The organism is Oceanobacillus sp. FSL W7-1309, assembly GCF_038002145.1.
Classification (GTDB): domain Bacteria; phylum Bacillota; class Bacilli; order Bacillales; family Amphibacillaceae; genus Oceanobacillus; species Oceanobacillus profundus.
In genome coordinates, this window is sequence record NZ_JBBOBX010000002.1 from 154839 (window position 1) to 168424 (window position 13586).

A 13586-nucleotide genomic window follows, 5' to 3' on the forward strand; every position below is an offset into this window, starting at 1 on the left:
TGTACCCTCCTTTAGTTGTGTCATATTGTAGTGTGGAAATAATTAGAAGATCCTATGCATCGATTGAAAAAATTATCGTTCGAGGAAATATAAAAGGACAGATGATCAACTATAAATATGTAATTAGTGAGTTTATGGCTCAATCAATTCAAATTTTCATATTTTTAGTAATGCATTTGGAGAACAATCCCAAATCAAAAAAATGTATTGTTTATATGAACGAACAGTGCTATAATTATTAAAATAACTGAATAGTTTTAAAGATATAGGTGCAATAATATTTACTTTTATTGCTTAAAAGGGAAGTTCGGTGAAAATCCGACGCTGTCCCGCAACTGTAATTGGGAGCAATTCGATGGATACCACTGTTTATTGCTGTAAATGGGAAGGTTCGAATTGTGATGATCATATAGCCAGGAGACCTGCCTATATCAGACGGCATTTAATCCTACGAGGATAGGAGGTGTTACGTGTATAATGAAGCCTTGTTATTTTTAAAAACAAGTTTTGCTTGTATTTTATCATGCATGCTGACAACTTCCATTTGGATTGTTAGTGTGCATTTTTTTGGTTTTTGTAAGTGCTTTCAACAAAACTGAAACATACTCATTAATAAAGGAGGAAAGCATATGGAAAAGGTTGAATCAACTAATAAGCATACGTTATTCCCGAACGAGCAATCAGTCATATCGTTAGATTTTCAAGAAGAGGAAAAGCTAATTGCGAGGACAATTGATAAATTCATTCAAGAACACGTAAATCCATCTATAAAAAATCTTGAAGCGTATGATTACGAGCTTGCGAAAAAGCTGTTTCGCGATGCGGGTGACCTTGGATTACTGGGTGCAGATGTTCCCGAATTATACGATGGAATGGAACTCGGTAAAAAGACAGCAGGTTTAGTTGCAGAACGAATGGGATATGGAGCGTCTTTTAGTGTATCCTTTAACATTCATACAGGAGTAGGAACATTGCCATATGTCTATTTTGGTACTCCAGAGCAAAAAGAACGATATTTGCCAAAGCTCGTATCGGGAGAATGGGTAGGAGCTTATGCATTAACAGAACCAAATGCCGGATCAGATGCATTGGCATCCGAGACAAGTGCTGTATTAGATGAAAAAAGTGGGGAATGGGTGTTAAATGGGGAAAAGCAATGGATAACGAATGCCCATATTGCTAGTGTCTTCGTTGTTTTCGCAAAAACGGAAAGTGGTATTACGGCATTTATTGTAGAGCGATCAATGTCTGGTGTTTCAATCGGTTTAGAAGAGAAAAAAATGGGCATTAAAGGGTCATCGACAGCAACTCTTATTCTGGAAAATGTCAGGCTGTCAACTGATCAAGTGCTCGGTCAGATTGGGAAAGGACATTACATTGCACTCAATATTTTAAACCTAGCTCGTTTAAAACTTGCCTTTGCTAATGTTGGTACGGCAAAACAAGCACTGTCTCTGGCAGTGAATTATGGGAAAGCACGCAAACAATTTAAACAAGAGCTTACCCGGTTTACGATGATTCAAGAGAAACTGGCTAACATGGCTTTAGCTATTTTTGCATCTGAAAGTGCTGCCTACGTGGCCGCGAATCGATTGGATGAACTACATGTAAATTCTTCCAACGAAGATGATATACTAGGTAAGCTTTCTAATTATGCAGTTGATTGTTCGATTAATAAAGTATATGCATCAGAGGCTTTAGACTTTATTGTTGATGAAGCGTTACAAATTCATGGTGGTTATGGATACATGCAGGAATATGAGGTTGAGCGTTTATACCGAGATGCAAGAATCAATCGATTATTTGAAGGAACAAGTGAAATTAATCGCCTTACAATTGTGAGGTCTTTTCTAAAATTATATAATAAAGATAAATCGATAATCGAACAGGATGAAACACAAACCCATTCTCAGAATCTATATATCCACTATTCTAAAGAACTATTAAACATAATTATGAAAGCGTTTTCCAATAGTGATAATGTAGTCCTTAAACAGGACCAAGAGATTCAAAGAATGCTTGCAGATGTTATTAAGGAAATTTATGTGATGGAATCTGTACAGTTAACTGCTCAAGCAACAAGGTCAAATCAGGATTTAAAAGAAACGATGGCAGAAGTACTTTGTGAAGAGGGATATTTCGGAATTGAAAGGAATGCCGTTGTGATTATATCCTCGATCATTTCAAATGATGATAAAAAGCAAGCCTTTCTTGATGAAATAAACAATTTTACCTTGCCAATGTATTCTAATTTAGTTGCTAAGAAGCGTAAGATAGCAATGGAAGTTATCTCAAATAATGGGTATAAGAAATGAGGGTGAACATGAAGAAAGTCGGTTTTATTGGTTTAGGGAATATGGGGCTTCCAATGTCAACTGGATTAATCAATGCAGGTTATCATGTTGTTGGGTACGACTTAAATGAAGAAGCAGCACGTTCATTCAAGAAAGCAGGTGGGGAAATTGCTGCATCCATTGCACAAGTCGCAGAGAAAAGCGAGCTCATCCTGACAAGTCTTCCATCGGTAAAAGCAGTGGAAGAAGTCTTCTTAGGGGAAGAAGGGTTAGTTAATAATGTCAAACCAGAACAGCCGTTAATAGACACGAGTACAGTTTCACCTGATTTGAATGTGGAAATTGCAAAGGTCTGTAGAGAAAACAGCCTTGATTTCTTGGCAGCACCTGTAAGTGGGGGAGTCATTGGCGCAGTGAATCAAACATTAACTGTCATGGTTGGAGGGCCGAAGCAGATTTATGAACAAGTGCTTCCAGTGTTTCAAGTTCTTGGAGAAAATATATTCCATGTTGATGAACAAATCGATAGTGGAACGACGGTGAAATTGATTAATAATCTACTAATTGGATTCTACACAGCTGGAGTTAGTGAAGCGTTACAACTAGCAAACAAAAAGAATCTTGATTTGGATGAGTTATTCTCCATGCTGAATGTGAGCTATGGGCAGAGCCGTATATATGAACGAAATTATAACAGCTTTATTGCTAAAGAAAACTATAACCCAGGATTTTCTTTAAAACTGCTACGAAAGGATCTCGAATTTGCAATGGAGCTAGCGGACGAGAATCAGCTTGATTTGCCAATTAGCAAATCGTTGCTCGCTTTATATCGAACAGTTGAACGTGAAGGTTACGGTGATCAAGACATGGCGGTACTCTATGAACAAGTAAAAAAACAATCCAATAAGAAGGAAGCAACACAATGATTTCTTCAAATGTAAGGTTTTTGAAAAGCTCTTTAGGATGTTGCAGTTGCGGTAATTTACGGTCGTGAAGTCCAACTTTAGGGCTTTGTAGATGTGACTGTTCAGCTAAATATGTTATGTACAACAGCATTAGAATTAGAACGCAGAAAACCCGATTCCTTTCACCTTAAGAATCGGGTTTTTATTGTATGTTATAAATCAGAATGAGTGCTGAAAAAAGGAATCAACCATCATTGAGGATACCTCAGATAATTGTTTGTAGTTGTATTGCGGATTCTGATCTTTGTCAATAACTACTGACCGCACCCCTTCGTAAAAGTCTTCCGAACGAAGGAAATTCGCTGCTAAAGTTAAATCTGTATCTAGACAATCCCGCAGAGACTTCATTTCTCCTTCTATTAGCTGCCTTAAAGTAACCTTCAGCGATACGGGTGATTTGGATTGTAGTGTTTTCATTGTTTGTAAGGAAAAATCACTTTTATCTGTCTCTAAAGATTCAATAATTTCTTCTACTGTAGAATGAGCAAAATGTTTATCAATCTCCAACTGTATGGAAGCAAGTTTTCCTGTATGTTCTGGCTCTCTTTTGAAGTTATGAATAATTTTATCAAGTGCAGCAGCCGGGTTCTCATCTTGATGCCAATCCGTTTTATTAATTAGTTCAAACAATGAGTTTAAGCTCTCACTTGGAATAAAAGCATCAGCACTATTTGCATAGATAACATCAGAAGCTTTTAACACTTTTGCAGTAAGGGCTAAGTACCGTCCAATCTGTCCAGGAGCCTTGTTTAGAAAATAGGCTGCACCGACATCCGGAAAAAAACCAATATTCATTTCTGGCATGGCCCACTTTGTCCGCTCTGTTACAATTCGGTGGCTAGCTCCTTGAGAAAGCCCGATACCGCCACCCATTACGATTCCATCAAGGCATGCAAGGATTGGTTTTGGGAAGTTGGCAACAAGCTGATCTGTTTTATACTCCTCTTGAAAGAACTGAATCGACTGCTTGAATGCTGCTTCGCTTTCCTTCGATTGATATAAGGTTTTAATATCTCCTCCTGCACAAAATCCTTTCTCTCCTGCTCCTTGAAGGATAACAATCCGAATTGCAGGATCATCTTCCCACTGGATAAGTTTGCTCTTTATCGAGACGATCATCTGATAGTTTAATGAATTGATTGCTTTCGGCCGATTTAAGGTGATGGTCGCAACCCCATTTTCAGTAATTGAAAATAAAACTTCACTCATACATATCTCCCCTTATCATGACTAATTTTTAAAAGCGTTTTCAATACTTTATACTTTATCATGCTCGTAATCTGTTTCGATTCTCCAATAAATTCGAAAACTTCAAAGGTAACTAATTCTAATTATATCATACCAATTTCTACCGTCCTTTTGCCATCAATATATTTGTGGATCATTAAAATAAAAAAGGTTTACTAAATAATTCACTGCTACGTAATAGATTAGGACCTATTCATAAAAAAAGTATGAAATAGTGCTATTTAGAAATAATAAAAAGACAATCTGATTAAAAGTACTTAATGATAATATCATTCCACATTCAATAAAACCGTTCATAGTCAATAGATCCATGGTTTAAATACCTATGTAGCTTCTTTGTCATCTAAGAGGGCCTATAGATTGTAATCAATACTTTTTCTAGGTATACTGTAACTTTATCAATGTCAACATCAACTATTGAATTATACATATCTTGAAAATTGTATCGATACTTAGATGATGTAAAGCGTACTAAAAGGAGTTTTTATGAATGAAGTCAACAAACAAAGTACAACCTGTTTTTTACTGGGCAATCGGGATACTGGCTGTGATTATTTTTTCTGGTGTCATATTTCCAAACACACTTGAAAGCATAACGGAAAGTATCAAGGGGTTTATTTCGGCTACTTTTGGTTGGTATTATTTAATAGTCGTGACATTTTTTGTGATTGTATCCTTGTATTTGATTTTAAGTACTTATGGGAATATTAAGCTTGGAAAACCAGATGAGAAGCCCGAGTATGGCTATTTGACATGGTTCGCAATGCTATTTAGTGCTGGTATGGGAATTGGTTTAGTCTTTTTTGGTGCAGCAGAACCACTTTCACATTTTGCAATTCAGTCACCTACGGTTGATGAAGGAACAACTGAAGCAGCAAGAGAAGCCATGCGGTTTGTTTTTTTTCATTATGGTGTACATGCTTGGGGTATTTATGCTGTGATTGCACTTTGTATTGCATACTTTAACTTTAGAAAGGGAAAATCCGGTTTAATCAGTGCTACTCTTTCACCAATTATGAAAACAGATGGAATTGCAGGTAAGGTAATCGATACGTTTGCTTTGGTTGCAACGGTTACAGGTATTGTAACTAGCCTTGGTCTTGGAGCAGTACAGATGAATGGCGGACTCTCATACTTAACTAACTTACCAATTTCATTTTTTATTCAAGTAATTATTATCATTATCGTAAGTATGCTATTCTTAACTTCTGCTATGACAGGCCTAGATAAAGGGATTCGTCTACTTAGTAATTTTAATATGATGTTAGCTTTAGTTTTGTTTTTATTTATCGCGATATTTGGCGGTGCTACGCTATATTCGTTAGACCTTTTCACAAACACAATTGGAACATATATACAGACCCTTCCTGAACTGAGCTTTCGTAGTGCCCCAGGTAGTCCTGTAGATAGGGAATGGATTACGAATTGGACATTGTTCTATTGGGCATGGTGGATAGCTTGGTCTCCGTTTGTGGGTACTTTTATTGCAAGAGTGTCAAGAGGACGTACAATTAGAGAATTTACGATTGCAGTTTTAATCGTTCCTTCTTTAGTTGGATTTATATGGTTCTCATTGCTAGGTGGAACTGGAATTTTGCTTGAAGCACAAGAAATTATTAATGTTGCGTCGCTTGCAGAAGAAGAAATGTTATTTAGTATCTTAAGTACAATGCCGTTTAGCACGATTGCATCTGTTTTAACAATCCTTCTAATAGGGGTATTCTTTATAACTTCTGCTGATTCAGCGACATTTGTTTTGAGTATGCATTCTACCAATGGATCGTTAAATCCGAAAAATCGAATTAAATTCGTTTGGGGAATTGTACTTTCATTAACTGCAATTACACTATTATACAGTGGTGGACTGCAAGGAGTACAAAATATGATGATTATTGCTGCTTTTCCATTTTCGATTATTCTGCTGTTGATGGTGTTTGCGCTTATGAAGTCACTCCGATTGGAAAAGTTAAAACAAAAAGCTAAGTTAAGAAGTAAGGAATAAGGAATCATTTTTTGTTCTAAATTCAAAAATACCAATGGATTTTTATCTGTTGGTATTTTTTTATGGATAAATCACTCGGCATATTGCATTATAAAAAGAAAAACTGTATTATTATAAAAATTAAATTATTTGGTTGGTGAGAAAGATGAATCCAGTATTGAAAGAATTTCCTGAAGAATTTACAACAGAACGATTGATTATTCGCATGCCAAGACCGGGAGATGGAAAAGTTGTTTATGAAGCAATAAAAGCCTCAATGAAGGAATTGAAGCCGTGGATGCCCTTTGCCCAGCAGGACCAAACAGAGCAGGATGTTGAGCTGAATATTCGATCGGCTCATACTTCTTTTTTGACGAGAGAAGATCTTAGATTACTTGTTTTCCATAAAGGGACTGGAGAATTTATTGCATCTTCTGGTCTGCATCGGATTAACTGGTCTATTCCTAAATTTGAAATTGGTTATTGGATTGATACTCGCTTTAGTGGAAAAGGATATATGATAGAAGCGGTACAAGGTATTGCGGACTTCGCTTTCGCGGAATTACATGCCAAGCGGCTAGAAATACGTTGCGATACACATAACCAAAAAAGCCGAGCAATTCCGGAGAAATTAGGTTTTGTGTTAGAAGGTATTTTAAAAAATGATGATCTTTCTCCAGATACGAATGAACTGCGAGATACATGTGTTTATGCGAAGCTTGCTTAAGCTAAGTTTGGTTATACTAATAAGGAAAGTAGGTTAAATTTATGAAAAAATCGGTTTGATAGGGAGGATAATATCGATGACGACTTTATTTTTAGTCCAACATCAAAAAAAATACGCGGAAGAAATATCCCGTCTATCCTCAGCAGTTCAAGTAAAAGAGGCATTGGGATTGGATGACGAACAGACTTCTATAGAGGGGACAATAAATTTTATTACCCATGTTTTCGAACAGGAACGGCTTGGGAAACAGTTTTCCAGAGTAATATTGAACGATGGTGGGGAACTAATAGGTGTGATTACATTGAAGGATATTGATCGGATTCATAATAGGTGTCACATTGGTACTTGGATCGGTTACCCCTACTGGGGAAAAGGCTATAATGCAATGGCTAAAACTGAAATTCTGCATATAGCTTTTTCAAAGTTCCGATTAAAAAATGTATTTGCAGGTGCAAAACGAGAAAATATCCGTTCCCAAAAAGCACAAGAAAAGCTACCATACATAAGAATTGGAGTGGAGAAGGAATTTCCTGAGGAGCATCGAAAGCTTGAAGCACAGGCTGAGGCACCATGCATATTAAATGTAATTGAAAGGCAGCGGTTCATGGCGTGGTATAGAAGTACAATATGAATTTTCGAAGAGGAGCATATAATAGGAATGAACATTAGAGAAATCCAACTTCATGAAAGTCCACCAATGGACTTATTGCTCATGGCCGATCCTTCTCAAAAGCTTGTTGCTGCGTATTTAGAAGGAGGGGATTGCTATGTTTTAGAAGAGAAAGATCAAATAATCGGTGTTTATGTTCTTATACCAACAAGAACAGGAACAGTTGAATTGATAAATATTGCGGTGGCAGAGACTGCACAAGGAAAAGGGATAGGCAAACTACTAGTAATGGATGCACTTAAGCGAGCTAGACGGGATGGATTTAAAATAATAGAGATAGGGACAGGGAATTCCAGTATTGGACAATTGGCTCTCTATCAAAAATGTGGATTTCGAATAACAGCTATCGATAGGGACTTTTTCATTCGGCACTATGATACACCTATTTATGAAAACGGCATATGGTGCCGAGATATGATTCGACTGTCACAAGAGTTATAAATTCGATGTGCAGTATATAGCAAAAGGCATCATAAGTAGATTAGTAGGGGGAGATAAAACGTGCAATGAAATTAATTTCTCCTGGTATAAAATACTATAAAGCAACTAATTTGATTTCCGGCAACGCTTTCATTAAACTGTAGTTAGAACTACATCGTACTAAAGGAGGAATTTAAATGGAAGATAAGGTTGTGTTGATCACAGGTGGTGCTGGTGGAATCGGGCAAGAAACGGCACAGTTATTTTTGGATAATGGTGCGAAAGTTGTATTAGTAGATATTAATAAAGATGCACTAGAACGTGCAAAAGCTTCACTAAATGCAGAACCTGATAGGGTAGTAGTTATTGGTGCCGATGTAACAAATGAGGAAGATGTTAAAAATTATGTCAAGCAAACGGTTGATGCATTTGGCAAGATTGATGTATTCTTCAACAATGCTGGAATTAATGGACCTTTCGCACAAATTAAAGATTTGGAGAAAGAAAAATTTGAACAAATACTTAATATTAACGTTACAGGTGTATTTCTTGGATTAAAGCATGTTATTAAGCAAATGGAAGTTCAAGGTTATGGAAGTATAATCAATACTGCATCGAATGCAGCATATATCGGTTCTGCTGGTATGGCAGGTTATATTGCTTCAAAACACGCAGTAGCAGGTATTACAAAAACTGCTGCACTTGAAACAGCTTCTAGCGGAATCCGTATCAACGCAGTTGCGCCAGCTGCAATAGATACGCAAATGCTGGCTGATATTCAAAATAATATTACGCCAGGAGAGCCAGAAGCATCCGGTGAGGCAATCAAACAGGGGATTCCAATTGGGCGTTTTGGTGCACCGAAGGAAGTTGCTCAAGTAGTCCTATTCCTAGCTTCAGAGCATGCATCGTTTGTAACGGGGTCACTATACAATGTGGATGGTGGTATGCAGGCGGATTAAGGCTGATAGGTATATTTTATTACACAATCCCCCCACCAAAAGCAAACAAACATGTTTTTTGGTGGGGGGATGGTTTATACATAATAAAGTTTTAATCTACATCAATGGAACATACCAGATTCCCTTGATTTTTTAATTAATTTACGTGTCTGTTTATTAATCGGTTGTTTCAAAAAGACTCCGAGTAAGAAAGCCGCGAGTCCAAATAAGGATAAGGATATGACATCTCGTAACACACGGCTCCAGACAATTCCACCAACAGCTTCACGCATCAAGTCAATTGCATACGTGAACGGAAGGAAGGGGTTAATCATTTGGAAGAAGTCTGGCAGCAATACAACTGGATAGGTTCCCCCAGATCCTGCAATTTGCAGAACTAAAAGAACAATTACGGTTGCTTTCCCTATATCACCAAACACAGAAACAAGTGTATAAATGATAACCATGAATATGATGCTGATGAACAGACCAAACACAATTAACCAGCCAGGATGAGCCGCCCCGACATTTAACAACAAGAGGTCACCTGAAGTTATTATTAATGTCTGCAAGATTCCAATTGTCATAAAGGTGAATAGTTTACCGAAATACTGTTCACGTATTGTAAAGCCTTCGGGATTGTGAACGTCGGTTGATAATAGAGAAATAAGTAGTAAACCACCAACCCAAATTGCTAACACCGTATAAAATGGTGTCATCCCTGTGCCATAGTTGGCAATAGGGAAAATCTTATTCTCATCCAATACTATTGGTTCTGAGAAAAATCCTTTTTCAGCATCTGGGTCATTTTGCAGCAGCTGAATAATTTCTTCCAAGTCTGTTTCACCTTGAATCTGTCGGATTCGATCTGCTATTTCCTTAATTTTACTGTTCACATATGGATACTCACCAAGGATGCTTTCCAATAATTCTTTTCCCTCACCGAGATTGGTATCGGTTCGAGCCAAAATATTTTCAATCTCTGGGATAGTTTCCTGAATTTCAACCAATATTCCTCTTGCATCGTTTAAGGTTGTTTTGGCGCTATTTACATTCTCTAATACAGTAGGCTCAATGTTTTCTTTATATTCCTTTACAAATGCATCGACGGATTCATTTGTAGTTGCTGCACGTTCTTTCAATTCATCAAGAACCTGTGTCATCTCGACTTTTGATTCATCTATAAATGATAGGAGGTCGGAGCCAGCATTTTGAATATTTTCAAGCTCCGTTTTCAATGTAGCAAGCTGTTCCAATGCCAATGTTATTTCTTCTTGCTTTGGCTTAATTTCATTTTCATTTCCGTTTTCGTTCCCAATTTCATTCTCAGACTCATTTTCATTCTCAGAACCCGATTGAGGTTGCTCCTGTAACTGCCGTAAAATTGTTTCAATCGATTCGATTTGCTCGATAGCTTGCGAAGTTTTTGTATCGATTTGTTCAGACAAGTTTTCACCATTTGTAAAATCAACATCAGTTGATTGTATATCTTGCATAAATGAATTGATGTTCGCAGTTACTTCTTGTGCTTGTTCTAATCTTTTTTCTATTTCAGGAGCTATTTCATTAAGACGGTTTTCAGCTTCGTTTAGAAATGCTACGGTATCATCAATTGTATGAAGTCCATTTTCAGTTATTCGTTTCGCATCTGGTATTAGTGCTTGAGCGTTATGAATAATATCCGTAGCATGATTCGCATCCGTTAACGAACTAGTTAAGACGTCATGAATTTCCGGCAGTTTTTCTTCCATTTCAAAAATGTAGTTTTTAAAACGTTCCATATCCGGCAAGTCATTTTCTAATTCAATGCCAATCGTATTAAATAAGTCAAAAATAACACCATTAACAGTTGAAATGAATTGGCTGCTTACATTTTCTACAATGACACTTGCACCTTTGTCTGTCATCTTCGGACTAATAGCATTTATTTTTTCATTCACATAATATTCAACATTTGCTTTCTCAGGCTTGTCACTAATTACAGTAGCCAGCTTTTCTGAAAAATCTTCTGGTATGATAATAACGGCAAAATAATCGCCATATTCAACGCGCTCCATTGCAGTCTGACGGTCTGTGAAGTTCCAGTCCATCGAGTCATCTTCTTTTAACGTCTCAATTAATTCATCACCAACATCAATATCTTCATCATGAACAGTTGCTCCCAAATCCTCATTTACAATACCAATTGGCATTCGATCGAGCTGACCATATGGATCCCAAGAAGCCTTTATATTAAACCAAGCATAGAGGGAGGGCAGCAGTACAAGTCCTCCAATAATCACTAATGCAATCCAGTTTGTTCCTGTTTTTTTCATATCGGTTGAAAATATCTTCCAACTATTCTTCATTGTTTCGCTTCCTTACTTTAATTTTTGTTTAGATAATAGTACAAATTATAACAATGCCTTTACAATAATGCCATATTGGCAGCGTTGATCGAGTATTTAGAAATTTATTAGCTATTATAAAATCGGACTATAATTTGTGAAGCGTTCTTGTTTTAATCACCAAATGATATTTTTATTCTTCTGTTTGAAAAGCAATAATGATAAAACATAGAATGGATAATAAAAGAATCAGGATAACGGGAAATTCCTATAATGAAGTTTTACTTCAACGGAGAGTTTATGGCTTTATTGGACACCATGATATTACATTTATGTATCGGTTTAAACATATAAAAAAAGACCAGTGAGATCACTGGTCTAATTCTCCTATCGATTCGTGTTCGGTTTATAAACAAAGTAATCGAAATCAGCTGGTAAACTTTCTCCAGATGTATCCTGGCATTGCATACCTACAAATGCTCCTGTAAAGAACCCGCCGCCCCGGATGTAATCATCGGATAGCTTATAGGAATGGAAGGGGATATCAATTTTATTCCAATTACTTCCGTCAAATGAATAAGAATAATAATAAATAGTTGTGTTAACATCCACACGCAAGTAAACATCTTTAATATGATCGGGTATTTCAATTTGCTTATCTTTTAATGGTTGATCAAAAGAAAAGTTATCACATGTTGATAAATCTAGTACTCTGCCTTTTTCTTCATCCCACGTAATTTGCAGTGCAGTCCAGTTTTCGGTATTGTAGTAGTTTACTAACCCTGCAGCTTGTTGAAATGAATTTGGATAAAATGCTACTTTGGTTTCGGCAGTGAAATCAAAGTGCTGCCAGCGTCTTGCCACAAATCCTTGTGTAAATTTAGATGTTAAGGATTCTTTTCCATAAATACGTAAATGTCCTGGATTATCATCCAACGAGACAATATCATCCCCTAATGGGACACGTAATGTTTGAAAATTTAAGTCTAATGTCTTGGATTCGAAATCATCTTTTTCATTTGCTTGTTCCCATGTTACTTCCTCGATTGCTGGTCCTTCTATCTCAAGCGAAGGTTCATTTCCGCCTACTACATACGGCCATTCGTTTTTCCATTCGAGACGCTGTATGGCTGTCTCACGGCCAAGTGGACAGAATCCGCGTGGGTCCAATAAAGGCTGTCCTTCTTTAGGTAATGGGCGACCAGTTAAATGCACTAAGAACCATTCGTCTGTATGAGTTTGTACAATCGATGCATGACCTGCTTTCTGCAGTGGGTTTCTAGGATTTGGCATGGAAGTTATTAATGGATTATCTGGATGGACTTCATATGGTCCCCAAAGGTTTCTGGAACGAGCAATAGTAGCTTGATGCTCATACTTTGTACCACCCTCAGCAGTCAATAGATAGTAATAACCGTTTAATTTGTATAGGTGCGGTGCTTCCGTTAACATAACATCGGTACCTTTAAAGACAATTTCTTTTTTACCTACGAGTTTCTGTTGCTCTGCATCATATTCTTGCAGAACAATACCATAAAAGTTATGGTTGCCAACACGGTGATCCCAAAACATATTTAGGAAATATTTTTTGCCGTCATCATCGTGGAACAGGGAAGGATCAAATCCAGAGCTATTCATGTGAATTGGTTCAGACCATTCTCCATCGATTGTATCACAAGTAACAAGATAGTTATGACTATCCTTCCATTGTCCCTCTGTTACTTTAACATCTGTATAAATCAGCCAGAACTTGTCATCACTATAGGAGAGAGCAGGGGCCCAAATGCCACCAGAGTCTGGATTTCCCATCATATTTAATTGGCTAAGGCGATTTAGAGGTCTAGCAACCAATCGCCAATTTTTTAAATCCTTTGAATGGTAAATACCTACACCTGGAAACCATTCAAATGTTGATACAGCAATATAGTAATCTTCTCCCGAACGACAAATGCTAGGGTCAGGATGAAATCCTGTTAGAATTGGATTTTGTATAGTTGACATATTAATCACCTC

The 13586-nt window shown here is 37.0% G+C and carries 10 protein-coding genes and 1 riboswitch; of the genes, 7 read left to right on the top strand and 3 right to left on the bottom strand.

All coding sequences use genetic code 11. The features are described from left to right. Positions 1 to 250 precede the first annotated feature (250 nt). A riboswitch (cobalamin riboswitch) is annotated at positions 251 to 444 on the top strand. A 185-nt stretch (positions 445 to 629) separates the two neighbouring features. Together NST46_RS13470 and NST46_RS13475 are read left to right on the top strand one after the other, a co-directional pair. Then, the gene (locus tag NST46_RS13470; protein WP_340002042.1) at positions 630 to 2315 is read left to right on the top strand and encodes an acyl-CoA dehydrogenase family protein; all 1686 of its coding nucleotides are present in this window, start codon (positions 630 to 632) and stop codon (positions 2313 to 2315) included. An 8-nt stretch (positions 2316 to 2323) separates the two neighbouring features. Beyond that, a complete protein-coding gene (locus tag NST46_RS13475) occupies positions 2324 to 3220 on the top strand; it encodes an NAD(P)-dependent oxidoreductase (protein WP_341137372.1) in 897 nt (298 codons plus the stop codon). Positions 3221 to 3418: 198 nt separating this feature from the next. Here NST46_RS13475 and NST46_RS13480 read toward each other — a convergent pair whose 3' ends face one another. Then, complete coding sequence (locus NST46_RS13480; RefSeq protein WP_095311405.1) at positions 3419 to 4468, bottom strand: enoyl-CoA hydratase/isomerase family protein; 1050 nt, start codon at positions 4466 to 4468, stop codon at positions 3419 to 3421. Between the two features lie 529 nt (positions 4469 to 4997). Between NST46_RS13480 and NST46_RS13485 the strand changes: the two genes are divergently transcribed. The 5 genes from NST46_RS13485 (at position 4998) to NST46_RS13505 (ending at position 9267) form a co-directional block, all read left to right on the top strand. Beyond that, entirely contained in the window at positions 4998 to 6509 is a 1512-nt protein-coding gene (locus tag NST46_RS13485; RefSeq protein WP_095311407.1) for a BCCT family transporter, read from the top strand. Between the two features lie 145 nt (positions 6510 to 6654). Continuing rightward, positions 6655 to 7215: a GNAT family N-acetyltransferase gene (locus tag NST46_RS13490; protein ID WP_095311409.1), complete on the top strand. Its 561-nt coding sequence runs from the start codon at positions 6655 to 6657 to the stop codon at positions 7213 to 7215. Positions 7216 to 7291: 76 nt separating this feature from the next. Beyond that, positions 7292 to 7846 carry a GNAT family N-acetyltransferase gene (locus tag NST46_RS13495; protein WP_251659152.1) on the top strand — a complete coding sequence of 185 codons (555 nt, stop codon included), beginning with the start codon at positions 7292 to 7294 and terminating at the stop codon, positions 7844 to 7846. Positions 7847 to 7873: 27 nt separating this feature from the next. Beyond that, a complete protein-coding gene (locus tag NST46_RS13500) occupies positions 7874 to 8326 on the top strand; it encodes a GNAT family N-acetyltransferase (RefSeq protein ID WP_095311413.1) in 453 nt (150 codons plus the stop codon). 176 nt (positions 8327 to 8502) lie between these two features. After that, positions 8503 to 9267 carry an SDR family NAD(P)-dependent oxidoreductase gene (locus NST46_RS13505; RefSeq protein WP_095311415.1) on the top strand — a complete coding sequence of 255 codons (765 nt, stop codon included), beginning with the start codon at positions 8503 to 8505 and terminating at the stop codon, positions 9265 to 9267. A 101-nt stretch (positions 9268 to 9368) separates the two neighbouring features. Here the strand turns inward: NST46_RS13505 and NST46_RS13510 are convergent, their stop codons facing one another. After that, positions 9369 to 11594, bottom strand: a complete 2226-nt coding sequence (locus tag NST46_RS13510) for a YhgE/Pip domain-containing protein (protein WP_341137373.1) — start codon at positions 11592 to 11594, stop codon at positions 9369 to 9371. Between the two features lie 366 nt (positions 11595 to 11960). Next, the gene (locus NST46_RS13515) at positions 11961 to 13574 is read right to left on the bottom strand and encodes a glycoside hydrolase family 43 protein (protein WP_341137374.1); all 1614 of its coding nucleotides are present in this window, start codon (positions 13572 to 13574) and stop codon (positions 11961 to 11963) included. Positions 13575 to 13586: the final 12 nt, after the last annotated feature.

Bases quoted from the DNA above. Each gene is read 5' to 3' on its own strand.
- NST46_RS13470 (WP_340002042.1), top strand. From the start codon at position 630: ATGGAAAAGGTTGAATCAACTAATAAGCATACGTTATTCCCGAACGAG.
- NST46_RS13475 (WP_341137372.1), top strand. From the start codon at position 2,324: ATGAAGAAAGTCGGTTTTATTGGTTTAGGGAATATGGGGCTTCCAATG.
- NST46_RS13480 (WP_095311405.1), bottom strand. From the start codon at position 4,468: ATGAGTGAAGTTTTATTTTCAATTACTGAAAATGGGGTTGCGACCATC.
- NST46_RS13485 (WP_095311407.1), top strand. From the start codon at position 4,998: ATGAAGTCAACAAACAAAGTACAACCTGTTTTTTACTGGGCAATCGGG.
- NST46_RS13490 (WP_095311409.1), top strand. From the start codon at position 6,655: ATGAATCCAGTATTGAAAGAATTTCCTGAAGAATTTACAACAGAACGA.
- NST46_RS13495 (WP_251659152.1), top strand. From the start codon at position 7,292: ATGACGACTTTATTTTTAGTCCAACATCAAAAAAAATACGCGGAAGAA.
- NST46_RS13500 (WP_095311413.1), top strand. From the start codon at position 7,874: ATGAACATTAGAGAAATCCAACTTCATGAAAGTCCACCAATGGACTTA.
- NST46_RS13505 (WP_095311415.1), top strand. From the start codon at position 8,503: ATGGAAGATAAGGTTGTGTTGATCACAGGTGGTGCTGGTGGAATCGGG.
- NST46_RS13510 (WP_341137373.1), bottom strand. From the start codon at position 11,594: ATGAAGAATAGTTGGAAGATATTTTCAACCGATATGAAAAAAACAGGA.
- NST46_RS13515 (WP_341137374.1), bottom strand. From the start codon at position 13,574: ATGTCAACTATACAAAATCCAATTCTAACAGGATTTCATCCTGACCCT.